The organism is Streptomyces sp. McG3 (assembly GCF_018619185.1).
Taxonomy (GTDB): Bacteria; Actinomycetota; Actinomycetes; order Streptomycetales; family Streptomycetaceae; genus Streptomyces.
The window spans coordinates 1-23,399 of the sequence record NZ_JAAXYC010000036.1; the positions used below are offsets into that span (position 1 = coordinate 1).

The 23,399-nt window shown below is 69.9% G+C and carries 22 protein-coding genes; 14 read left to right on the forward strand and 8 right to left on the reverse strand.

Annotation, left to right across the window (positions count from 1 at the left end):
- Positions 1-262 precede the first annotated feature (262 nt).
- A complete protein-coding gene (locus tag HET64_RS08890) occupies positions 263-1,033 on the forward strand; it encodes a PIG-L family deacetylase (protein ID WP_215103518.1) in 771 nt (256 codons plus the stop codon).
- Between the two features lie 73 nt (positions 1,034-1,106).
- Here the strand turns inward: HET64_RS08890 and HET64_RS08895 are convergent, their stop codons facing one another.
- From HET64_RS08895 to HET64_RS08905, 3 genes are all read right to left on the reverse strand, one after another.
- Positions 1,107-1,460, reverse strand: a complete 354-nt coding sequence (locus HET64_RS08895) for a GNAT family N-acetyltransferase (protein ID WP_215103519.1) — start codon at positions 1,458-1,460, stop codon at positions 1,107-1,109.
- Positions 1,461-1,521: 61 nt separating this feature from the next.
- A complete protein-coding gene (gene panD / locus HET64_RS08900; protein WP_215103520.1) occupies positions 1,522-1,947 on the reverse strand; it encodes an aspartate 1-decarboxylase in 426 nt (141 codons plus the stop codon).
- A 498-nt stretch (positions 1,948-2,445) separates the two neighbouring features.
- On the reverse strand, positions 2,446-5,469 hold the full coding sequence (locus tag HET64_RS08905; protein ID WP_215103521.1) for a CHAT domain-containing protein: 3,024 nt from the start codon (positions 5,467-5,469) through the stop codon (positions 2,446-2,448).
- Between the two features lie 77 nt (positions 5,470-5,546).
- On the opposite strand from HET64_RS08905, the gene HET64_RS08910 reads away from it, so the two are divergent.
- Positions 5,547-5,996 carry a hypothetical protein gene (locus HET64_RS08910; protein ID WP_215103522.1) on the forward strand — a complete coding sequence of 150 codons (450 nt, stop codon included), beginning with the start codon at positions 5,547-5,549 and terminating at the stop codon, positions 5,994-5,996.
- Between the two features lie 2 nt (positions 5,997-5,998).
- Positions 5,999-7,069, forward strand: coding sequence for a hypothetical protein (locus HET64_RS08915; protein ID WP_215103523.1), 1,071 nt, complete (start codon positions 5,999-6,001; stop codon positions 7,067-7,069).
- 147 nt (positions 7,070-7,216) lie between these two features.
- Here HET64_RS08915 and HET64_RS08920 read toward each other — a convergent pair whose 3' ends face one another.
- Positions 7,217-8,557 carry a GH1 family beta-glucosidase gene (locus HET64_RS08920; protein ID WP_215103524.1) on the reverse strand — a complete coding sequence of 447 codons (1,341 nt, stop codon included), beginning with the start codon at positions 8,555-8,557 and terminating at the stop codon, positions 7,217-7,219.
- 61 nt (positions 8,558-8,618) lie between these two features.
- Here HET64_RS08920 and HET64_RS08925 point away from each other — a divergent pair, with 61 nt between their 5' ends.
- The gene (locus HET64_RS08925) at positions 8,619-9,239 is read left to right on the forward strand and encodes a TetR/AcrR family transcriptional regulator (protein ID WP_215103525.1); all 621 of its coding nucleotides are present in this window, start codon (positions 8,619-8,621) and stop codon (positions 9,237-9,239) included.
- Between the two features lie 26 nt (positions 9,240-9,265).
- On the opposite strand, the gene HET64_RS08930 is transcribed toward HET64_RS08925, so the two are convergent.
- The 4 genes from HET64_RS08930 to HET64_RS08945 form a co-directional block, all read right to left on the reverse strand.
- Positions 9,266-10,555 (reverse strand): MFS transporter, encoded by a 1,290-nt coding sequence (locus HET64_RS08930; protein ID WP_215103526.1) that lies wholly within the window; start codon positions 10,553-10,555, stop codon positions 9,266-9,268.
- On the reverse strand, positions 10,552-12,618 hold the full coding sequence (locus HET64_RS08935) for an alpha-galactosidase (RefSeq protein WP_215103527.1): 2,067 nt from the start codon (positions 12,616-12,618) through the stop codon (positions 10,552-10,554). Before HET64_RS08935 ends, HET64_RS08930 begins: the two co-directional genes overlap by 4 nt.
- 126 nt (positions 12,619-12,744) lie before the next feature.
- A complete protein-coding gene (locus HET64_RS08940; protein WP_215103528.1) occupies positions 12,745-14,814 on the reverse strand; it encodes a discoidin domain-containing protein in 2,070 nt (689 codons plus the stop codon).
- A gap of 141 nt (positions 14,815-14,955) precedes the next feature.
- The gene (locus HET64_RS08945) at positions 14,956-15,216 is read right to left on the reverse strand and encodes a hypothetical protein (protein ID WP_215103529.1); all 261 of its coding nucleotides are present in this window, start codon (positions 15,214-15,216) and stop codon (positions 14,956-14,958) included.
- Positions 15,217-15,347: 131 nt separating this feature from the next.
- Between HET64_RS08945 and HET64_RS08950 the strand changes: the two genes are divergently transcribed.
- The 10 genes from HET64_RS08950 (at position 15,348) to HET64_RS08995 (ending at position 23,398) form a co-directional block, all read left to right on the forward strand.
- The gene (locus tag HET64_RS08950) at positions 15,348-15,926 is read left to right on the forward strand and encodes a phosphoesterase (protein WP_215103530.1); all 579 of its coding nucleotides are present in this window, start codon (positions 15,348-15,350) and stop codon (positions 15,924-15,926) included.
- Complete coding sequence (locus tag HET64_RS08955; protein WP_215103531.1) at positions 15,923-17,476, forward strand: alkaline phosphatase; 1,554 nt, start codon at positions 15,923-15,925, stop codon at positions 17,474-17,476. Before HET64_RS08950 ends, HET64_RS08955 begins: the two co-directional genes overlap by 4 nt.
- Before the next feature lie 855 nt (positions 17,477-18,331).
- The gene (locus HET64_RS08960) at positions 18,332-18,652 is read left to right on the forward strand and encodes a gas vesicle protein (RefSeq protein ID WP_215103532.1); all 321 of its coding nucleotides are present in this window, start codon (positions 18,332-18,334) and stop codon (positions 18,650-18,652) included.
- 34 nt (positions 18,653-18,686) lie between these two features.
- Positions 18,687-19,148, forward strand: coding sequence for a gas vesicle protein GvpJ (gvpJ, locus tag HET64_RS08965; RefSeq protein WP_215103533.1), 462 nt, complete (start codon positions 18,687-18,689; stop codon positions 19,146-19,148).
- Between the two features lie 3 nt (positions 19,149-19,151).
- On the forward strand, positions 19,152-19,910 hold the full coding sequence (locus HET64_RS08970) for a GvpL/GvpF family gas vesicle protein (RefSeq protein ID WP_215103534.1): 759 nt from the start codon (positions 19,152-19,154) through the stop codon (positions 19,908-19,910).
- Between the two features lie 2 nt (positions 19,911-19,912).
- Positions 19,913-20,167, forward strand: a complete 255-nt coding sequence (locus HET64_RS08975) for a gas vesicle protein GvpG (RefSeq protein ID WP_215103535.1) — start codon at positions 19,913-19,915, stop codon at positions 20,165-20,167.
- A 5-nt stretch (positions 20,168-20,172) separates the two neighbouring features.
- The gene (locus HET64_RS08980) at positions 20,173-21,069 is read left to right on the forward strand and encodes a histone protein (protein WP_215103540.1); all 897 of its coding nucleotides are present in this window, start codon (positions 20,173-20,175) and stop codon (positions 21,067-21,069) included.
- A 6-nt stretch (positions 21,070-21,075) separates the two neighbouring features.
- On the forward strand, positions 21,076-22,170 hold the full coding sequence (locus HET64_RS08985) for an SRPBCC family protein (protein ID WP_215103541.1): 1,095 nt from the start codon (positions 21,076-21,078) through the stop codon (positions 22,168-22,170).
- On the forward strand, positions 22,167-22,562 hold the full coding sequence (locus HET64_RS08990; protein ID WP_308369925.1) for a gas vesicle protein: 396 nt from the start codon (positions 22,167-22,169) through the stop codon (positions 22,560-22,562). Before HET64_RS08985 ends, HET64_RS08990 begins: the two co-directional genes overlap by 4 nt.
- Positions 22,559-23,398, forward strand: a complete 840-nt coding sequence (locus HET64_RS08995) for a GvpL/GvpF family gas vesicle protein (protein WP_215103542.1) — start codon at positions 22,559-22,561, stop codon at positions 23,396-23,398. The genes HET64_RS08990 and HET64_RS08995 overlap by 4 nt, the downstream gene beginning before the upstream one ends.
- Position 23,399 lies beyond the last annotated feature (1 nt).

Genomic DNA, 23,399 nt, shown 5'->3' on the forward strand with positions numbered 1-23,399 from the left:
GTACGGGGTCGGGGTACGGGTGGGTCATCGCGATCCTCCACAACGGCACGAAATGGACAGATGGAGCTTTCCTCCACCGTCTCCCGGAGCGGCTGCCCGCGCCTGCCGAGTCCACACATGCGCCCGGCGACAGCGGCGCGAGCCGGAGTGTGCCGGACCGCCCCGAGTGGGCAGGACTCCGGCAGGCCGCCCGGACCCGGCTGGCCCCGGCTGGAGCCGTCCGGATCCGCGACCGGCGCCGTCGATGCGAAAGGTGCCCCTCATGCCCCTGCCGAGCGTCCTCGCCGTGCACGCCCATCCGGACGACGAGTCCCTGTTCTGCGGAGGCGTCCTCGCTCAGCACGCGGCCTCCGGCGCCCGGACCGCGGTGGTCACGGCGACCTGGGCGGAAGGCACGCACCGGGCCGCCGAGCTCGCCGAGGCCCTCGACGCCCTCGGCGCGGGTGCCCCACGGCTGCTCGGCTACGCGGACGCCCGCGTGCCGGAGTCGGCCTCTGGCCGGACCCGGTTCCTCGACGCGCCGCTGGAGGAGGCCGTGGAGGCCGTCGTCGGCCACATCCGTGACGTCCGGCCGGAGATCGTGATCACGGTGGACGCCTACGGAGGCATGACCGGCCACCCGGACCACGTGCACGCCCACCGGATCACCGCGCTGGCCGTCCGGGCCGCCGGCCTGCCCCGCTTCTGCCCGGGGTCCGGTGATCCCTGGCAGCCGAGCGCCCTCTACCTCGCCACGCACCCCCGCTCGGCTGCTGTTCCGGTGGGCGGCCGGCTGGCCCGGCCGGGAACCCCGGCCGACGCGCTGTACTGCTCTCAGGACGCGTGGATCACCACGACCGTCGACGTCTCCCCCTGCCTTCCGCAGAAGCTGGCCGCGATCCTCGCGCACCGCAGCGAGGTGGACCGCGGAGCGGCGCCCGGCCGGATCGCCTCTCTGCCCGCGGCTGTTCAGCGCGAGGTACTGGGGACCGAGTGGTACATCCGCCGGGACCTCGTGCCCCGGAGCGGGTCGGCCACGGCGCTCACGGTGTGACGGGCAGCGTGGCGAACGGCGGCCGGAGAACCGCTCCGAACCCCGCCCGCCACACCCGCACCGGTTCCAGGTATCAGAACAGCTCGGGGTGGTTCCTGAGCTGCCGCTCCGCCTCCTGGACGAGCTCGGCCGGCGCTTCGGGCGCCTCGTCCGGATGACGCTGCGCCCACTTCGCCGCGTACGGACAGAGCGGCACGACGGGAACGCCCTCGCGGGCGGCCATGGTGTAGAGCTCACGGACCAGCGCCCCCGCGATGCCCTTGCCCTCATGCCCGGGCCGGACGACGGTGTGTACGGCCACCAGCGCGCCGGGAGCCGGGTCCATGACGAAGTACGCGATGGTCCCGGCCGGCTTGCCGTCCTCGTACGCCGCGAGCCTGCCGCGCTCCCGGTCGTCCCTGATCTCCACAGCTGCCTGCTCGGCCATGACCCCTGCTTTCTCGTTCGTGACCCTGGACGTCACTCAGCCGGAAACACGGACGGCGACCTCAACCGCCCGCGACGACGGCCTGCGGGCTCCGCTCCGTACGGGTCCCGGGAACCGGCGCCGAGATGTCGGCTCCGAGCGCCACGATCCGGTTGTCCGCGTCCACGTGCACGACCTTCGGCACGAGGGCACGGGCCTCGGCATCGTCGACCTGTGCGTAGCTGATCAGGATGACCAGGTCACCGGGGTGCACGAGGTGTGCGGCGGCGCCGTTGATCCCGATGACACCGGAGCCGCGCTCGCCCTCGATGACGTACGTCTCCAGGCGGGCGCCGTTGTCGATGTCAACGATATGGACCAGCTCACCGGGGAGCAGGTCGGCGGCCTCCATCAGGGCGGCATCGATCGTCACGGAACCGACGTAGTGCAGATCGGCCTGGGTGACGGTGGCCCGGTGGATCTTGGACTTGAACAGAGTGCGCAGCATTGGGACTCCTCTGAGACGGCTCCCTGCCTGCTTTGTGCAGGTCAAGGGCGGTCCCGACCTTACACCGACACGCCCGTTCGATGTTGGTGAGGAACATCGCTGGGGACGGGCGAGGCGGCTTCCTACCTGGGCTTTCCCATCGCAGCGGCGCCTGTTCGGACGATCGCCCCGGAACGCGCGGGAACTCATACCGACCGGATCCCGACGTGCCTGATGAACCATGAGACACGCGGGAGGCCCTTCTCCACAGGGGTGACGTGCGCCCGGACCACCGGCCTGTCGGGCACCGAATTCGCTCCGGCTCACGGAGCATGGCCCCTCAGCGACACCGTGAGTTCCGCAGCCCTTCCCCGGAGTACGTCGCTCTGCTCCCCCAGGACGAGCGAGGTTGGCGCGGGTAGAAGGCTGTTTCTTCGGTAGGGTCGGAACCCGACGCTCTCCCGCCCTCGCGCGATTCTCATCGTCACGCGCTCCCGCTCGGCCCATCCACCGACACCGCTAGGCGCCGGAGTGGAGATAGCCCGCCCAGAGGGACGGTGTGGCCGGGAAGCGGTCGCGCGTGTCTTTGACGGTTCGGTGCAGGGCCGTTGCGGCCCGTGCGGGATCGGGCGAGCCGGTCGGGCCGTCGGCCAGGTGGGTGTAGAAGGTCTCGGCGATGTCGGCGGCCAGGCGGTCGTCGACGGTCCACAACGTGCCGATGACGTGGGAGAAGCCGGCGAGTTGGCAGGCGCTGGTGAGGTGGATGGCCTCACCGAGCAGCTGGGGGTTGCCGGGGTGCGCGGTGCGGCAGGCGGAGAGATAGGCCAGTTGGGCGTCGGCCAGGTCGACCCGGGACAACGCGGAGACCGTCAGCGGCGTCTCGGTGTGGTCCTGGAGGAGTAGCTTGCTCTGCGATGGGTCGGCCAACTCGGTGATGCCGTGGCAGGCGAAGTGGGCAATGGCGCAGTGCTCGAGTTGGGCAAGGACGGTGGCCGTTGTCGCAGGCCGTTCCCCGGACGCGCTGAGGACGACCGGGTCCTTGAGCACGGCCCGGAGCCGGCCGGTCTCCTGGGCCGCGTGCGGCAGGGGTGCGTGGCCTGGTGTGGTCGGCATGGAGACGATCAGGGTGCGCGGCCGCCCGGTGGCGGCGGGGCGGCGGGCGCGAGCGTGGCGCAGGGCGCGGATGGTCGGGGTGTAGGAGGAGACGACGCGGTCGAGTACGGTGCGCCGGCTCTGCACGCCGCCGGGGTCCCGGTGGAACCCGGCCGCGTGCAGGGGCAGCAGGCCGAGCATCCCGCCCGGCGCCCACCACACGTGGGGCAACGCATCGTGTGGGTCGGTGAGTTGACCTAGGGCATCGAGTGCGGCCAGGATCGGTTCGGCGGCCGCCTCCCATAACCATTCCAGTACCTCGTGCAGCGTGCGCTGGGCGGCGATTCGGTCGGCGTCGGGGGCGGTCGCCGCGACCAGTGCGAGGTGGAACTGAACGACCCGGCGGGCGACTTCCTCGAACGCCAGCCCCGGAAGGTGACAGGCGGTGACGCCGTCCGAGGTGAGTATCAGGGCGTCGCTGCGGTACCGGCTCACGTTGAAAGTGACGACGGGGCCGCGGCCGGCCTCCGCGGCCAGTTCGTCGAAAGCAGGAGGCAGCCCGAAGCGGGCGAAGCCGTCGTGGGCGCGGATGCGCTCCAGGAGCACCTCCATCTCTCTGGCCGACCTCAAGCGTGCGGAGTGCGAAGGCGCCCCCGGCACGACGGCCGGCGCGCCGACCGTCTCGGTGTCCTCATCGAGCCTGCCGCGTAGTTCGACGAACTCTTCTGCCAGGTGCGGGTATTGTTTCCGCAGCTCGCTCACGTCGCCGCGGATGTCGAGGGACTGGGCGAGCAGGATCGCGCGTCCGGCCTCCGCAAGGCGGAGCGCTCTTGAGGCCCGCTCCGGTGCGGACACCCCCGTGTCGGACAGGGCAAGCGCGATCGCGTCCGCGGTCAGCTGGTCGCCGTGGGCGCCCAGTGCGCGCTGCTGGTCGCCTCGGCGCAGTCGGCGGGGGGCCACCTCGGGCAGCAGGAGGATGGCCTGCTCGAGGAACCGGGCCGCGCGCCCGGGCTCGGACGGCGCGGCCAGCTCGGCACCCAGCCGGGCGGTGCCGACCCGCAACAGCGGCAGGGCCGTCCTCATCGCGACGGTGCGTTCCCACACCCCCAGGGCCTCGTCACGGTCCTCGCTCATGCCGTCGCGCTCGTACCGCTGTCGCAGCACGCTCCCCAGCACACTCATGACCATCGCCTGGTCCGGGTGGTCGAGTTGGGCCGCGCCCCGGGCCGCCGCACGGCAGACCGCCACCGCTTCATCGAGGTCGCCGAAGTCGCCCACAGCGTCGAAACGGTCCCGCAGCGCCTGGACGAGCCCGATCTGGTAGGCGGTCCGCTCGGGATCACCGGCGGGCGTGGCCCGCACCGCACGGTAGCCGTACTCGATCGCCTCGTTCATGTCGTCGGGGTTCTTGGTGTGCGCGAAGAGCAGCCGCAGCACCTCGCAGGCATTGGAGAGGTATCGGGCATATCCAACATGGGTGCGCGGCGAGATCCGGACGACGAAGCGGTTGGTTCGTGCCGCCTCCACGATGTCGTCGGCCTCAAGGTAGGTCGCGTACCGCGCGAGAAGCGCGTTGGCGTGGTTGGTCAGGAGCATGGTGTGGTCGGGATGCCGATCGGGCGCCTGCGTGATGGCCTCACCGGCGGTCTGCAGTGCCGCGCCCAGGTCGAGGCGGTCTCCCATGCGGGCGTAGCGGGTCAGCAGCACCTTGGACAGGCCCGTCAGGTACAGGCAGCGGTCGCGGTCGTCATCCGTCGCGGTACGGACAGCCTCGCGACCGGCCTCGACGGCGCCGTCCAGGTCCTCGACGTCCTCTCCCTGTTCGAAGCGAAGATGCAGAGCGGTGCTGAGGTGAAACCAGTAGGTGGCCCGACCCTGCCGGCCGGCAGGCAGGGTTTCGGTAATCTCGCGGGCGACCTCCACAGCACAGTTCAGGTCGACGGGATCGCCCGCGATCTCCCACCTGCGCCGCCAGGCCAGGCCCAGGCTGCTCAAGCCCGAGTAATACGCCACGTGGTCCTCCGGCAGATGGAGGGTGATCCTGCTCCACACCGCCACGGCCAGGACCGCATCCCGCACGCCCACGGGCGTTCGCAGAGTGCGTACGAGCATGTTGGCGGCTTCGGGTATCGCCGACTCGGCCAGGGGCAACAGCAGTGGTTCCGGCAGTAATTGCTCGCCGTCGACGAACGGGATCGCGAGAAGCCGGAGCGCGACCCCACGCTCCGCCTCAGCACGCGGCTCGGGAAGCTCCTGGGAGCGCCAGAAGTAGAACCAGCCCAGGGCGACCAGGACTTCGGCGTCCACCGCCGTCTCGTTCACCCCGCACTGCATGAGTTCCATGGCATCGCCGATCGCGGCCTGTTCCATGACAGACGATCGGTCACCGGTGGCCACAACCTCGTTGAGCCTGGCACGGATCGACTCCAATAGTGCGTCACGCATACTCATCCGTGCTCCCTGCGGCGGCCGAACGGTCACGAGGTACCGGAACTGAAGGTTGCCCGGTGTGACCCTTCTCCCACATCATGACGGCACAGGTCCGCTTCCAGTTCCGCCGGAGCGGGCTTCGGCGATCGAGGGATGCGATGGACGACCGGCACGACGCGCGGACCGGGGGTACGGGCGACGACATCGCGTACGTGTGCTCCCGGTTGGACCGCATACGCGAGGATCTCCAGACTTATGGGCCGCATGGAGACGAGCCGTTGGAGCGGGTAGTGACGTCAGTGCGCGCCGGGCAGGATCCCACCGCGCCGCTGGACGCGCTGCACGAGGCGCTGCTGTCCGCCGGTGACGCGACGGGGGTGCGCAGTCAGGGGCGTGGCCTGTTCCCGATCGGGGTCGACTCCCAACGTCCTGATGAATGGCTGCTGTTATGCCCCACGGGACAGTGCTCACGCCATGCCTGGCCGGACGCTCAGGAGCCGTCCGGGTGCCGCATCACCGGTCAGCCGTTGCGCCGTGAACGGCTGTAGCGATGGGCGGATTCCTCACTGCCCTGGGGCAGAAGCTCGCCGAACGTTGGCTGACGCTTCTGGCGCTGCCCGGAGCCCTCTTCCTGGCCGTCGCGGCCACCGCACACACCCTCGGCCAGGCCCACGCCCTTGACCGCCGACTGCTCGTCTCCCATGTCACGGGGTGGGCCGAGAAGCCCGCGGCGAGCACGGTCGGCGGGCAGGTCGTCCTGCTCGGCGCGGTCCTCGCGGCCGCGGCGGCCGCCGGGCTTGCCGCGCAGGGCGCGGGCACGCTGGCGCAACGCACCGTACTGGCCGCCGACTGGCACTCCTGGCCGCGTCCGCTGCGCCGGGGAGCTCGCACCCTGGTTGCCCGACGCCGAGCCCGCTGGACCTCTACGGCCGCCCGCTACCGTCGGCAACTGGACCACGATGCTGCGGAGTTGGCGCGCAGTGGCCGACGCGCCGACCCTTCGGTCCGGCATGCCCTGCACCGGGCGTTGCTCCGCGTCGCCGCCGAGGAGCCAGACCGGCCCACTTGGAGCGGCGACCGCCTGCACTCCGTGGTCGTCCGCCTGGAGCGCGACCATCACGTGGATCTGCCCTTGGTGTGGCCGCACTTGTGGCTGACCCTGCCCGAAACCACGCGCGCCGAGATCACCGTCGCTGAACAGGCGCTGACCCGCGCGGGCACGCTGGCCGGGTGGGCGCTGTTGTACGCCCCGCTGACCATGTGGTGGTGGCCCGCCGCTCCATTGACCGTGGTGCTCACACTGGTCGCCAGGCACCGCATCCGCACCGCCGCGGATGCCTACGCCCAGCTCCTGGAGGCCTCAGCCCATCTGCACGTCGGCGATCTGGCCGACCAGCTCCGGATTGAACCCCCGGGCCCGCCGGACGCGGCCCTGGGCGACGCCCTCACAGCCCGTCTCCGGACCCGGACGTCTCCGCCGCCCAGCGCCACCGGTTCCTCGCTGTCGTCCACCACATCGGCGTCGTCCCCACCCGACGCAGCACCGGACCGTGGCACGAGCACACCAACACCGAGCTGCTCGACGCCCTACGCGAGCAGGCCGGGGCCGGCCGGCACCTGATCGCCGACGCCGACAAGTTCCCCACCTGCTCGGACCCGCCTACAGACCCTGGTTGACCGCGCTCGCGGTCGACCGGGTGGTGAATCCCGGTGCGGTCCGGTCCGTGGCCCGCTGAGACACGAACCCGCGCTTGGGGGAGCCCCTCGCTCAACCCCGTTGCGCGCGGATGAGGTCGCGATACCAGACGAAGGAGGTCTTCGGGGTGCGGACCTGCGTCTTGTGGTCCACGTGGATCAGGCCGAAGCGCTGGTGGTAGCCCTCGGCCCATTCGAAGTTGTCGAGGAGGGTCCAGACGAAGTAGCCGCGTACGTCCACACCCTGGGCGACCGCGGTGTCGACGGCCTGGAGGTGGGTTTCCAGGTAGTCGGTGCGGTCCGGGTCGAGGATCTTTCCGTCAGGAGTGAGGACGTCTTCGGCTGAGCAGCCGTTCTCTGTGATGTAGAGGGGCGGGAGGGTGGTCGGGTAGCGGTCCTTGAGGGTGACGAGGAGTTCTCGCAGGCCGTCGGGGACCACCGGCCAGTCGAAGGCTGTGCGGCGGTAGCCCTCGATGGGGGCCTCCTCGAAAGGGAGGCCGTCAGAAGTCGCCGGAGCCTGGATGCGGGTGGGGTTGTAGTAGTTGATGCCCAGGGCGTCCAGGGGGGCCGAGATGAGGTCCAGGTCACCGTCCTGGATCCAGGCGTCGAGGGAGGTGTCCGCGCCGAAGGCCGTCAGGTCGGGGTACGCGCCTTTGAGGATCGGGTCGTTGAAGAGGCGGTTGTGCAGGTTGTCGTAGGCCTGCGCGGCGGCGTGGTCGGCACGGGTGCCGGAGGCGGGCCAGACCGGGGTGCAGTTGTTGGAGATCATCACCTGCAGCCCGCGGCCGCGCAGCTCCCGCAGTGCCAGGCCGTGGCCGAGCAGTTGGTGGTGGGCGACCGGCAGGCAGTCCAGGAACAGGGTGCGGCCCGGCGCGTGGGTGCCCAGGCCGTAGCCCCAGACCATATGGATGAACGGTTCGTTGAGCGTGATCCAGGTACGGACGCGGTCGCCGAGCCGGTCGGCCGCGATCGAGGCGTACTCGGCGAAGCGGTGCGCCGTGTCGCGGTTCAGCCAGCCCCCCTCGTCCTCGAGGGCTTGCGGGAGGTCCCAGTGGAAGAGGGTCGGGACGGGTTCGATGCCGCGGGACAGCAGGCCGTCGACCAAGCGGTCGTAGAAGTCCAGGCCCTTGACGTTGGCCTCGCCCCTGCCGGTGGGCTGGATGCGCGGCCAGGCGATGGAGAAGCGGTAGCCGGTGAGGCCCGCCTCGGCCATCAGGTCGAGGTCCTGCTCGTACCGGTGGTAGTGATCGCAGGCCACCTCGCCGGTGTGCCCGTCGCGGATCGTGCCCGGGCGAGCGGTGAAGGTGTCCCAGACCGAAGGTCCGCGGCCGTCCTCCCGGGTGGCGCCCTCGACCTGGTAAGACGCCGTCGACGCGCCCCAGACGAAGTCCGCGGGCAGATGGTTCAGTGTCACGCACAACCTCCTGAAACATGAGTAGGGCTCATGTTAATCGGTTCGATGGGATGATGGAAGCGTGAATCAAGACCGCACCACAGGGACGCCGCGTCGGCGACCGGTCCAAAAGCGCAGCCTCGAACGCTTCGAACGACTCCTTGACGCCTGCGCCGAACTCCTCGACGAGGTCGGCTACTCCGCACTGACCACCAAGGAGGTGGCGCGCCGGGCCGAAGTGCCGATCGGGACGCTGTACCAGTTCTTCTCCGACCGGGAGGGGCTGGTCGGAGCGCTCGCCGCCCGCAACCTGGAGTCCTTCCTGGGGCGGGTCACCGATCGCCTTGAGCGCGAGGCGCCCGACGGGGTCGCGGGCATGGTGGAGGTGACCATCGACGAGTTCGTGGCCATGCGGCGCACGATCACCGGTTTCGGCGTGGTCGACTTCGGCGCGGTGGGCCAGGACCACACCCTGGAGCCGGGCCGGGACAACAACACCGCGGTCGCCGGACAGCTGCGCGCGCTGACCGCCTCCCTGACCGGCGTCAAGGACGACACCGATCTGGAGCTCGCCTTGCGGGTGGCCCTGGAGTGCGCTGACGGCGTGCTGCAACTGGCCTTCCGCACGCACCCGCAGGGCGACCCCCAGCTGATCGCCGAGTGCAAGCGCGTCCTCAACAGCTACTTGAACGACCGGCTATAGATTTTGACGCTCTGTCAGCAGGCAGCTCAGCGAATGGACTTGACTCTCCAGACCAGTACCGCGCCGAGCGCCGACATGGCCGACGAGCACAGGAACAGCGAGCTGTAGCCGCCCGGACCTTCGAGCACGAGCGAGGCGATCGGGGGGACGAGCACGTACGGCAGGGACGTCATCAGGTTGGCGAGGGCCATGTCCTTGCCGCGGTCCGCCGACGCCGGGAGCACCTCGGTGACCAGGGCGGTGTCGACGGCCAGGTAGACGCCATAGCCGAGGCCCAGGATGACGGCCGCGATGAGCGTCATGGTCCACGTGGGCGACAGGGCGAGCGGAACAGCGGCGAAGGCCATCGTCAGGCCGCCGAGGAAGACCAGCATGCGTCGCTTGCCGAGCCGGTCGGAGAGCCAGCCGCTGAGGACGACGGTGGATAGCGTGGCCACGCTGTTGATGCCGATCACGATGAGCAGACCGTCCTCGGTGGACTGACCGGGGAACAGGCGCTCGTAGTGCAGGACGTCGTCGAGGAAGTACGGCAGGTAGAGGGTGCCCATGCCGTAGCCGAGACCCATGATGAAGCGGGAGCTCATCGCCCAGACGAAGTCGGGGTGGGCACGCGGGCTGATCCGGTAGCCGTCCAGGAAGGCGCGCGGCGAGAACGGCTCACGGTGCGCGTGGGGAAGCGGCAGGTCCTTCATCCTGAGCGCGAACAGCAGGATGAGCAGCGGCAATCCGGCCAGCAGCACGTACTGGGCGGGAAAGCCCGTGACCAGGCCGATCAGCAGGCCGCCCGCGATCAGGGCACCTGCCTGCGGGACCATCGCCCAGCCAAGGACCGCGCCGCGCTGCGTGACCGGGACCTGGTCGGGCACCACCGGGGAGAGCCCGGCGCCGATGATCATGAATGAGGCGGACAGGACGAGGGAGCCGAGCGCGAGCCCGGCGACCGTCGTCTGGAGGCCGGTGAAAACCAGCGTCGCCACACAGACCAGCGAGCCCGCGAGCAGCCACGGGCGTCGGCGGCCGAGCCGGCTGGTGGTGCGGTCGCTGAGCGCGCCGGCCAGGGGTGCGATGACGATGCCCGAGATCGCGCCCATCATGCTGACCCAGGCATAGCTGCCGACTTTGCCCGCCGGGTCGATCTGTGCGATCTGCTCGGGCATCAGGAACGTGGTCGGCACGTGCATCGGGATGAACACCCCGACGTTGGCCAGGACATACAGGGCGATCCAGCCGGGGCCGACCCGGCGGACGGGCTCGGCGAGGGCGTCGGAGCGCTCCGGCGACTCGGCGGGCTCGCGCTGCTCGGGGGCCGGGCTCATCGGGGCAGCCTCCTGATGTGGACGAGCTCGCTCGTCCAGTCGAAGGGCAGCAGCGGCAAAAGGCCGTGGCTCAGCAGGACGGCGCCCTCGTGGACGGCGCCGGTGTCCTCGTTCCGGTAACGGGCGTCGGGGTCGAGGCCCTTCAGCCGGGTCCGGGCAGTGGTGCGGGTCAGCGCGGACGGCTGGAACTGGAAGACGACGGCCTCGTCCCGGGTGACGTACTGCACGGCGTCGTGATCGAGGCGGTACTGGACGCCGCCGTGCACCACGGGCCGGATCCGCTTGTACTGCCCCACCAGCATGCGGGCCCACTCCAGCTCCTCCTCGCTCCAGTTCCGCAGGTCGCCGCCGATGCCGAGGGCCCCGGCCATCGAGACGTGGAAGCGGTAGCGGATCGAGGTCGCGCGGGCGGTGTGGCTGTTCGGGCTGTCGGTGACCCAGGCGCCCATGGTCCGGGCGGGCAGCAGTTGTCCATGGCCGTGCTGGATCGCGACCCGGTCGGCAGCGTCCGTGTTGTCCGACGCCCAGATCTGGTCGGCACGGGAAAGGACACCGAGGTCGGCCCGGCCGCCACCGCCCGCGCAGGACTCCAGATACAGGCCGGGGCGGGCGGCGCGCAGCCGGTCCATCACCTCGTAGACCCCACGCGTGTGCTCGATCCACATACGATCGGGGTCGGTGGCGCCGGGCTGTCCTGCCTCGCTGAAGGGCCGGTTCATGTCCCATTTCAGAAAGGCCACGTCCAGCTCGGTGACGGTCCTGACCAGCCATTCGACCGCCCACTCACGGACGTCGCGCCGGGCGAAGTTCAGCACGTGCTGGTTGCGGCGCTGCGTGCGGGTGCGGCCGTCCTGGCTCAGGATCCAGTCGGGGTGGCTGCGGAAGAGGTCGCTGTCCGGGTTCACCGCCTCGGGCTCGGCCCACAGGCCGAAGCCCATGCCCAGGGCACGTACGTGGTCGGCGAGCGGGCCGAGGCCGTGGGGGAACCGGTCGGGGTTGGGCCACCAGTCGCCGAGCCCGGCCGCATCGCTGGTACGAGCGCCGAACCAGGCGTCGTCCACGACGAACACCTCGACGCCGAGACCCGCGGCCAGGCCCGCCAGTTGTCTCTGCTGCTTCTCACCGATGTCGAACCCGGTCGCCTCCCACGAGTTGAAGATCAGCGGGCGTTCGGCCGGGCGAGCGGGCAGCACCTCTCCTTCGACATAGGCGTGCCAGCGGCGACTGGTGCCGCCGAAGCCGTCGGGGGCGTAGAGGCCGGTGAAGACAGGGGTCTCCAGGTGCTCGCCGGCGGCCAGCTTCCAGATCAGACCCTCGTGGCCGAACCCGCCGGTCCAGGAGGCACGGCCGTACGGATCGCGGCGCACGGTGATGCGGCGACTGCCGCTCCAGGCGAGAGCCGCGCTCCACACCTCGCCGTGTTCCTCGGCGGCATCTCGCGCGTCGAGCATCAGCCAGGGCCCCGCGTGCTGGCCCGTGATGCCCAGGCGGCTGGTGAACACGCTCTCCCCGACGGGCACGATGTCGCGCCGGAGCTGGAACTCCCGGCCCCACTCCCCCACCACGTGACTGACCCGGTAGTCGTCGCGGGCGGGCAGCGTCCAGGCGGCGGAGTCGAGGCGCAGGACGTCCACCTGCTCACCCGCGGTGAGGACGGCCCAACGCTCGATCTGGTCGTGGCCGTCCCGGATCCGGTAGTTCAGGTCCAGGGAGAGGCAGCGGACGCGGTCGGTGAAGGACAGCGTGAGCCTGCCTTCCTCGACCGCGTGCGAGACGAACCGCCACGCGAAGCCGCGGACCCCGTCGGCGAACCGGACGGTCAGCGACGGCGCCCCGAAGCGCAGGCCGCCCTCGACCGCGTACTCCTCTCCCCCGGGGTCGTCGCCGCCGGGGTCCTCGGCGGGCAGGTCGGCCGCGACGGCGACGGCCTGCTCCAGGCTCAGCGGCCGGCCCCAGTGCACGTGCCGGGGGACGTCGTCGGCGTCAAGGCGGAAGGCGTAGGAGGTGCCGGGCGTGCACAGCAGCCAGAGGCGGGCCGCGGAGTGGTGAGTGATCACGCGCATCCTTGAAGGTGAGTGGGACCGGCCGGTCCTCGAAGGCGAGTCGGCACCGGGCGGATCAGGCAGCAGTCGCCGCAACCGGCCGGATCAGGCAGCAGCGCCGATCCGGCCGGTCTGTGCTGTACCGCCTCAGCCGGCGGCGTGGACGCCGACCTCGCGCAGCGAGTAGCCCCACTGGGTGCCGCGCGTCAGCCCCTTCACGCGTACGTAGCGCGCCTGGGCCGTGGCGAAGCGGGCCGTGTCCAGACCGCCGTCACCGACGTCGGTGGACCACACCGTCTTCCAGGCGGAGCCGTCGTCCGACACTTCGACGCGGTACGACTTCGCATACGCCCCCTCCCAGTCGACGGTGACACGCCCGACCGGCTTCGCCGAACCGAGATCGATCCGCAGCCACTGGTCGTCATTCCACTCGCTGGCCCAGCGGGTGCCCGTGTCGCCGTCGACCGCCCTGTCGGGCTTGAAGTTCTCGAAGGGGTTCCACCACTGTGAGGAGGACGCCGTGGCGGATGCGCCCTTGGCGAGGTTCTCCCCGGGCTCGTACTTCTCGGAACCGGCCCAGGTGCGCAGGTAGGACTCGGCGCCCGTGAACAGCTCATCGACGACCTTCTGGCCGCCGGCCCTCCCGATGTCCTCGATCCAGTCCGGGACCATGCCGTAGTGCGCGCCACCGGCGGTGTTGAAGTCCCATGTGCGCGATCCGGTGGTCAGTCTGTCGACGACCGAGCCGCCGTCCGTGCTGCGGAAGGGGTACTTCACCGGGTTCGGGGCGTCCGCGCCGCGAGGGGCCGGCCAGCCGCCGACGCCGTTCATGTCGGTGCCGTAGCCGTAGCCCACCTTGTACTTCTCGCGCAGCGCCCGGGTGCGCTCGGCCTCCTTGATGAACCCCTCGGAGGCGCCCATGTACTGCGCGGCGAACCCGCCGAGCTTGTACAGGCGTTCGGTCCAGCCCAGGTCCATCCAGCTGTGCGAGGAGATGACGCCCGGATACGCCTCGGACTCCAGGATGTCGAAGGCCTGGCCCGCTGCCTTGACGCTCATGTGGTCGAGCTCCAGCATCATGCTGCGCTGCATCATTCCGCGCACGGCATACGCGCCCAGGTCGGTCAGCCCGCGGGTGTTGCACTGCGCGTCCGCGTCGTACGAGGGGACGTCCACGCCCTGCGGGAGCCGCTTCTCCGCCTGCGGCGCGGCCGCGTTGCCGATGGGGTTGTCGTGCTGCGGTCCGCGGCAGGTCTCCGTCTTCCAGAACGTGCCCGTCGACAGGAACTGGCCCACGTTGATGGCCGTGCCGAGCGCACCGGAGTCGTAGCGCACGCCGCACAGGGCGTTGTCGAACTTGTGGCACAGGAACATGCTGCTGACGCCCAGTTCCTTCAGCTCGTCCAGGCCCTTGTCGATGTCCTCCCTGCTGCACTGCGCGACGTCCAGGATCTGCTTGCAGCCGAACGGCTCGGAGGTCTCCACTCCCAGGACGACGGCCAGCTTGCCCTGCTCGACGACCTGTCGGGCCTGCGCGCTGCTGGTGACGATGCGGAAGAAGCCCTTGCCCGGGCCGCCGTACATCTTGTCGATGTAGTCCTGCATCGCGTACGTCTTCTTCGCCTCAAGACGGATGGCGTCCATCTCGTCGCAGCCGCGGTCCTTGAAGAAGTACACGGAGCAGATCACGCCGTTGGTGACCAGGTCGTTGACCAGCACGCGCTGGCCGCCGCGCCAGGCCCGCTCGATCCAGGCGTAGTAGTTCTGCTGGTGAGTCAGCGAGTCGTGGGCGGGCCAGTCCTTGAACGTGGGCCAACCGACGGGGTCGTGCCTGCCGTCGCCACCCTTGGTGATCATGTCGAAGACGGCGAGGGAGCCGTCGGGGTAGTGCTCGGGGCAGTCCTTGAGCGCGTCGGCCACGCCCTGCTCCGAGTACGGCTTGCCGCAGATCAGCCGGCCGCCGAAGCCCTCGTTGGACATGATGTGGTCGTGGGCGTCGACGAAGCCCCGGACGCGGCCCCGGGCGTCGGTGCCCTTGAAGGGCTCGCCCGTGACACCGATCTGCGAGTCGGGTGCGGGCCGTGCCGACGGCTCCCACCAGTTGGACTGTGCCGCGGAGCTGGGCGCCGGCCCGAGCACCAGGGCCAGCACGGCGAGCAGCAGCGACACGACCGTGACGGAACCGAGTCTGCGCCGCAAGGGTTGAACGATGGCCATCGCGTGCTCCTTTAATGTGAGCCGGGCTCATATTCCGCTCTCAAGGTAGGGACGCGAGGCCGCGAGGCCAAGACCCTGGCGGGAGGACACCGAAGATCCCGGCATCGAGGTGCGGTCACAACGGGACGAAGCGGGGTACGGTCACAGGTCCACCGCGGCACGACGCGGAGCAACCTGCCGCCATGGCCCCTTGGCGTGCCATCCGGTGGAGCAGTCCGTCATCCTGCGCTGCCGGGGACGCCGCCGCTTCGCGTACTCCTCCACCGTCAGCCGGCCCAGTTCACGGCGGGCCGCCGCCACGGTCGGCGCCGTGGTCTTCTTCTCCGCGTACAGCTGCGTAAGGCGCTCGATCGCATCGTCCTGCGTGGCGTCCAGCCCGGGAATCATGCTCTGGCGCCGCACGGACCGGCGGAATTGGACTTTTGTACCCGGCACTTGGATGGTCCGCACGATATTCGGCCAACAGGTACCCGCGGTTCACACGGGTCTGCTGTGATTCCCAGCGCTGAACATTCCCCCATCAGGAGGCGCTTGTGAATCTGGTCGTCAATGGAGACGCCGAGGCCGGGCCGGGCGGAACCGCCGAGCCGGTGCAGTCGGTCACCGGCTGGAGGATCACCCAGGGTGCCCCCGCGCTGGTCGGCTACGACGTGGGCGGCGGCTATCCGACCCCGTCCGACCCCGGGCCCGCCCGGCGCGGCAGCCGGTTCTTCTCCGGGGGCGCCAGCCGGCGGACGGCGTTGATGCAGGATGTTCCGCTGCCCCGCAGGGGGCCCACCGGGCAGGCCGCCGTCGACGCGGGCCGGGTCAGATACGCCGTCGGCGCCTGGCTCGGCGGATACGCCGCCCAGGAGGACGGTGTACGACTCTCCGTGGAGTTCCGGGACCGCAGAGGGACGCCGGTCGCGCTGACCGTGCTCGGCCCTGTGACAGCGGGCGAACGGGGCGGACGTACCGGACTGGTCGAGCGCGAGGGGGAGGCAGCTGTGCCACCCGGAGCCCGGTCGGCGCGACTGCTGCTGGTCTTCACCCGGACCGGGAGCGGCACCTCCAACGACGGTTACGCGGACGCGGTTTCTCTCGCCCTGAACACCACTGGAGAGCGGTCATGAAACTCAACCGCCGAGATCTCCTCAAGGCCGCGAGCGCGGTCGGCGCGCTCAACGTCGTCTGGCCGCTGAGTGCCGGGCTCTCGCCCGCGCAGGCCCGGGAGGCCGCCGAGGCCCTCGGCGCACAGTACGACCCGGCGCCCTTCACCCTCGGAGTCGCCTCCGGTGATCCCCTGACCACGAGCGTCGTGCTGTGGACCAGGGTCGCGCCCGACCCTCTCGCCCCCGAGCAGTCACTGCCCGAGGTCGTCGAGGTGGAATGGGTCGTCGCCACGGACCGGGCGCTGCGGCGGGTCGTGGCGCTCGGCAAGGCGCCGGCCTCCGCGACACTCGGCCACAGCGTCCATGTGCCCGTCGGCGGGCTACGGGCGGGCACGCACTACTACTACGCGTTCCGGGCCCTGGGGAGGACCAGCCGGGTGGGGCGGACCAGGACGGCTCCCTCGGGAAGGATCGGCAGGGTCAAGTTCGCCGCAGCGAACTGTCAGGCCTTCCACGACGGCTACTACAGCGCACACCGCGCCATCGCCCGGGAGGACGTCGACTTCGTCGTCCACCTCGGCGACTACATCTACGAGCACGGCCCGGTCGGCGGCGACCATGTCCGCGACCACGACTCCCCCGAGATCCTCACCCTCACCGACTACCGCCGTAGGCACGCGCTCTACAAGGGCGACGCCTCGCTGCGCGAAGCCCACGCGGCCCACCCCTGGTTCCTGACCTGGGACGACCACGAGGTGGTCAACGACTATTCGGGCACCGGCGGTGGCGCGCCCCTGATGCAACGCCGGGCCGCCGCCTATCAGGCGTGGTACGAGCACATGCCGCACCGGGACGGGGGCGAGTCCTCGCTGCCCGACCCGGTGATCCACCGCAACCGCCGCTGGGGCGACCTGCTCGAACTCAGCGTCCTGGACCTGCGCTCGTACCGGTCGGCACAGAACCTGCCCGAAGGAACGATCCTCGGCGCCGACCAGAAGGCGTGGCTCAAGCAACACGTCGACCGGGCGCCGGACGCCTGGCATGTCTGGGCCAACTCGATCATGCTCAGCCAGCTGCGCGGCAGGCCCGGTGGAGGGTACATGTTCACCGACCAGTGGGACGGCTTCCTCGCCGAGCGCAAGGAAGTGCTCGACCATGTGCACAAAAGCGGCCTTGAGGACCTGGTGGTGATCACCGGTGACTGGCACTCCGCGTTCGTCGACGACATCAGGACCGACTTCGACGACACCACGTCGCCGGTGGTCGGCACGGAGTTCACCGCCCACTCGGTCACATCGGGGGCGTACTCCGCGGAGTGGAACGCGGCCAATGGCCCGCTGATGGGCAAGGCCAACCCGCACCTCAAGTACTTCGAGGGCAACCGCTACGGCTACGACGTGTACGAGGTCACACCGGGGCGGTTCACCACCCATATGCGGGTCATCGAGGACCGCAGGGACCCGCACTCGCCCGTTTCGACCCTGACCACCTTCCACGTGGAACGGGGGACGGTCGGCTCGTACGAGGACCCGGCGACGAAGAAGTCGCCCGCGCAGTACCGACGGGACTGACCGCCGGGCTCATCGCCCAGGTACGGACGGGGCGCGTGTCACACCGTCGTGTGGTCCGCCGCGTCTCGTACGCGCCCGTCTCCCGGGATCACGATCGGCAGCCATGCCGCTCGCATCGCTCGCGACAGGCCCTCAACGGCCCAGCCGTACCGAGCTGTACTGATTCCGAGCGGCTGGGCTTGATCATGGCGAGGCCCTCGGCATGGTGGAGCCGTCCAGGAACCCACCGCGTGCCGCCGTCCGTGGCAGTGCTGCTTTCGACGGTCAGCACGCCGCGGCCAGTGGGCACGCCGCCGGTGGGGCGGACGTCAACAGTGAAGATCTTCAGCTTGGTCTCATCTTGCGAGGAGTTTCCGCGCGTGAGCTGAGAGCGCGGGGACGAGGGACGCGGCGTAAGCTCCCCGGCGGCGCGACTGTCGGCAACAGCTCCGGCACACGCCCCCGGGGAACCTCGAACATGCTCCGCAGGTCCGCACGGCGCGTCCCCGACGTATTCCAGGAGCCCGGTCAGGTCTTTCAAGGTCACTGGTGTGGAGCGCCACGTCGACGGTGTCGTGACCGGCCTCGGTGAGAGCCTCCACCTCACGCCGCTGAACAGCCGTGCTCCGCAAGCAGGTGTCGGCCGCTCCCGGACCGCAGCCTGGCGCGCTCACCCACCGTGTCGAAGGCCTTTGGCCCAATGCGGCGGACACGGAGCCGGTGAAGACGAGAGAGACGAGAAGCGGCCGGGAAGCCGGAATGGGCCCGGCCGACCGACGTCCGATTCCGTCCGGCGCGTCCGCACGGCCGGGAACCCTGTCGCACCAGCGGCCCTCCCAAGATGCGGTGCGTCTGTACGTGACGAGACTGGGCGCTATGGCAGACCAACGTTCGGAGCGGGCCACCGGCCCGACAAGGGCCCGGAAGAAGACCGCGCCCAGTAAGGGACCCGAGCATGCCGCTCGGGCTGCCTGCCAGAGCCTGGAGGGGCTGATCGGCCATCCCGCCGAGGGCGTCTCCGCGGTCCGGCGCTCCGACGACGACGGCTGGTGCGTGGTCGTGGACGTACTCGAGGTGCCTCGGATCCCGGACACGACCAGCCTCCTCGCCTCCTACGAGGTGCAACTGGACAGATCCGGAGAGCTCCAGGAGTACCGCCGGGTCCGTCGCTACCGGCGCGGTGCCGCAGACGAGTGATCCGAGACCGTCCGACAGCTGGAAGGACCAACCCATGACGACCACGACCTACGCCGACGAAGTCGCTCCGTGCCCGCCCCGCGCCGGCACCCTGTACGACGTGCTGGAGCTCATTCTCGACCGGGGCATGGTGATCGACGTATTCGTCCGGGTCTCCCTGGTCGGCATCGAGATCATCAAGATCGACGCCCGCATAGTCGTGGCCAGCGTGGACACCTATCTCCGCTTCGCCGAGGCGTGCAACCGACTCGATCTCGAACGGGATTCGGGCAGCACGACGGTCCCCGAGCTGCTCAGCGGCAGCGCGGCGAAGTCCATCGGCAAGCGCAAGGTGCGCAAGGCAGCGGAATCGGTCGGCGACTCCGTGCGCAAGGCCGTGGGACGCGATGACCCCGAAGAGGTGGAGGAAGAGGGCGAGGAAGAGGCCCCGAAGAGGCGTCGGGCACCCGCCCGCAGCGGGGGCGGCGCGAGCCGACGCCGCCGAGCGGAGGCCTGAGCCATGAGCGGCGACGGGCTGTACGTCTACGCGGTGGTGCGCGAGGGAACCGCACTGCCTGATGGCGCAGGAGGCGTGGGCGATCCTCCCGCCACCCTGCGCACCGTCGGTGCGGGGAAGGTCGCCGCAGTCGTCAGCAGCGCCCCCGCGCGGCTGCGCGCACGGCGACGCGACCTGCTGGCACACCAGGATCTGCTGATGGGCCTAGCGGAGAGAGGCCCTGTCCTGCCCATGCGTTTCGGCATGGTCGCGCCGGACGAGGACGCTCTGCTCGCCCAGCTGACCGCGGCGGAGACGAGCCACCTCGCCACCCTGAAGAACCTGGACGGGCACGTCGAGGTCAACGTCAAGGCCCTGCCGGCACCCGACTCCCTCGCCAGAGTGGTGATCGAGGACGCCACCGTACGGCGGCTGCGCGACGAAGCGCGCAGACGCCCCGGATACGAGGCCAGCGTGCGGCTGGGTGAAGCAGTGGCCTCCGCCCTGGCGCGACGAGCGGCCGAAGCGGGCCGCGAGGTGTTGCGCGAGCTCGCCCCACTGGCTCGCGCGGCCGCCACGGGCCCCGACGTCCAGGGATGCGCGATCAACACTTCCTTCCTCGTCCCGCGCACCCACAGCGACCGGTTCCGTACGACGACCGAGCGGCTCGCGGAAGCACGCAGAAGCCATGTCGACATCCGCTTCGCGGGTCCGCTGCCCTGCTACAGCTTCGTCGGCGACTCGGGCGTCCCGAGCCGGCCGACAGCGGTCGCCGGAGGCTGACGATGGGACTGATCTCCGGACTCCTGCTCCTGCCGCTCGCGCCGGCGCGCGGTGTGGTGTGGATCGCGGAGCAGCTCCAGGAAACCGCTGAACGCGAACTGTACGACCCGAGTGCGATTCGTGCGCAACTCGCCGAGCTCAACCGAGAACTCGACGAGCAACTCATCGATCTCGACGCGTTCGAGACGGAGGAGGAGCGATTGCTGGACCGGCTCCACGCCGCTCAGAAGCGCTCCCACGCCGACAACAGAAGGTGACGGACATGGATGACCAGGACAAGGTGGCTCTGGCAGCCGCCGTAGTGGGCGGATACGTGCTGGGCCGGACGAAGAAGGGCCGACTCGCCCTGAGCGTCGCGACCTATCTGGCGGGACGGCGTTTCGGGCTCGAACCCCGCCAGCTCGCGGCGGAGGGGATGCGTCGGCTGGGAGAGATTCCCCAGTTCGCGGAGTTGCAGGAGCAGCTCAGGGGCGAAGTGCTGGACGCCGGACGCCAGGCCGTGACCGCCGCTGCGAACCGCGGCATGAGCACGCTCGCGGACGCCATCAGCGACCGCACGCTGCGTCTCGGTGAGGCGGCGGACGAGGACACGGCTGACGAGGACCAGGACGAGGACGAGCCGCAAGAGGAGTACGAGGAGGAAGAGGGCGAAGAAGAAGGCGAGGAGCCGGACAGCGAGGGCGAGGAATACGAGGAAGAGGACGAGGAGGGCACGGACGACGAGTACGAAGACGAAGAGGAGGAGCCGGACGACGACGTGCCCGAAGAGGACGACGAAGAGCCCGAGGAGGAGGAACCGGAGGAGGAAGCCCCGGCTCCGCCGACCCGGCGCAGGAGGGCGCCCGCCGCTCCCGAGAAGAAGGCTCCGCACCGGAAGTCCGCACGGGCGAAGAAGCCCGCGGCCCCGGCCAGGAAGGCCCCGGCAAAGAAGACCGCCCCCGCGAAGAAGAGCGCTCCGGCGAAGAAGGCCGCGGCCAAGAAGTCCGCACCAGCGAAGAAGACGGCCCCGGCAAAGAAGACCGCGGCCAAGAAGTCCGCACCAGCGAAGAAGACGGCGGCCAAGAAGACGACGTCGAAGCAGCCGGCCAAGAAGTCGGCCGCCAAGAAATCGGCGTCGGCGAAGCGGACAGCGTCCAAGCGCTCCGGTAGCGGGAGGTAGAGGGCCATGGCGAAGACCGACAAGGCCGAATCCGAGGAAGCGCAGGAGTCGGGCGTCGACCGTCTGAAGGGCGAGTTGTCGAAATACGCCAGTACTCAGGTGCAGAAAATCGCCGAGAAGGCCGGTGAGAAACTCACCGATCTCACCGGACAGATGAGTGATGTCGCGGAGAACGGCGGCTCGTTGCCCGCAATCGGCTCACGCATTCTGAAGGGCGAATCCCCTGTGAAGGCCTTCGTTTCGGAGAAGGCCAAGGGCGCGAAGGACGCGGTCGTGGACAAGGCCAAGGACGCACTCGGCGGTGGGGGCAGGAGCAAGCGCAAGTCCAGTGGTAGCAAGGTCATGAACATCATCGAGGTCCTCGATGTGGGCGTGCCCCTGCGTACGGCCTACGACGCGTGGACCCAGTACGAGGAGTTCAGCAGCTTCGCGAAGGGTGTGCGCGACGTTTCGAAGAGCGATGACACCGAGAGCGACTGGAAGGTGAAGGTCGGCCCCTCGTCCCGAAGTTTCAAGGCCACGGTACTGGAACAGATTCCGGACGACAGGATCGTGTGGTCGTCCGAGGGCGCCAAGGGCACGACCAACGGAGCGGTCAGCTTTCACGAACTCGGGCCGACGCTCACCCGGATCATTCTGGTCGTGGAGTACTACCCCTCCGGATTCTTCGAGAAGACGGGCAACCTCTGGCGCGCTCAGGGGCGTCGCATGCGGCTCGACTTCAAGCACTTCCAGCGCTACGTCACCCTCACCGAGGAGGAGCCGGAAGGCTGGCGCGGTGAGATCCGCGACGGTGAGGTCGTCGTTTCCCACGAGGACGCCATCGAGCAGGAGGAGGCGGAGGAGCAGGAGGGCGAGGAGGACGAGGAGTACGAGGACGGCGCGGACGAGGAGCCCGAAGACGACGAAGAGGCCGAGGACGACGAAGAAGACGAGGAGCCCGAGGACGACGAAGGGGCCGAGGACGAGGAGCCCGAGGAAGACGAAGAGGCCGAGGACGACGAAGAGGACGAGGAGGACGAGGAGGACGAGGAGGACGAGGAGGAGCCCCCCGCTCCTGAGCGCCGGAGCCGTTCGCGTCGTGCGAGGGCCTCACGGTGACCGATCTCGACTTCCGACAGGGAGATCGGCCGATTCCCGGGCCTCAGACCACCAACCTCGCGGACATCCTCGAACGCGTCCTGGACAAGGGCATCGTCATCGCCGGAGACATCAAGATCGATCTCCTCGACATCGAGTTGCTCACCATCCGCCTCCGCCTGTTCGTCGCGTCGGTCGACACCGCGAAGAAGGCGGGAATCGACTGGTGGGAGACCGATCCCGCGCTGAGTTCCCAGGCGTCGCGCAACGCCTTGGAGGACGAGAACCGTGAGCTGAGGGAGCGCCTCCGGGCTCTCGAACCGTCCGCCGAGGCATCCTCCGACCGGTCGACACCTCAGCGGGCGGAACAGGAGAAGCGGACCGGCGAGGAGAAGGAGAACAGGAAAAGATGACGCAGCCATGGGACTCACGGGCCGCGCCCTCGGGCCCGGACGAAGACGTCACGTATGTGTTCGCCATCTGCCGCAGCACACGTGCCACGAGCACGTTGGACGTCACCGGCGTGGCCGGCATGCCCGGCGGTGCAGCGGTCCGGCTGCTGGTGTCGGACCTGCTGACCGCCGTGGTGCAGACCGTCCGCGGCGCCGACTTCACCGACGAGGTCTGGCAGCGTCGGCTCTCCGACCGCGATGAGATCGAGCGATACGCACGAGCTCACCACTCGGTGGTGTCGGCCGTGGCAGCTCACTGTCCCGTCGTGCCCCTGCCCCTCGCCACGCTGTACCACGACGACGCCCGGGCCAGGCGGGGCCTGGACGAAGAGGCGGACCGCTTCCATGCCGCGCTGAAACGCGTCGCACACCACGCCGAGTGGGGAGTGAAGGTCTACGAGCCTGCGGCCCCGGAGCCGAGCCCGGCGCCCGGCGAAACAGCTCCGGAGTCGGTCGACGGGCGCGGCGCTCCCGCCCCCGGGGCGGGTCTCGCGTATCTGAACAGGAAGCGGGGCGTCCAGGTACAGCGGGAGGAGCGCCGGGAACAGGCCTTGGAGGTCGCGGAGTCGGTGGACGCCGAACTGCGCGGTCTCGCCGCGGCGTCACGTCGGTTGCGCACGCACGGTGCGGCGCTGTCGGGCGACCAGCGGGCCCACGTACTCAACGCCACCTACCTGGTCGCCGACGACAGGGCGGACGAAGTCGGCCTGCTGGTGAAGACGTTGGGCGAGCGTACGGGAGCACAGATCGAGCTGTCGGGTCCTTGGGTGCCGTATTCCTTCGTAGGAGAGGTGTGAC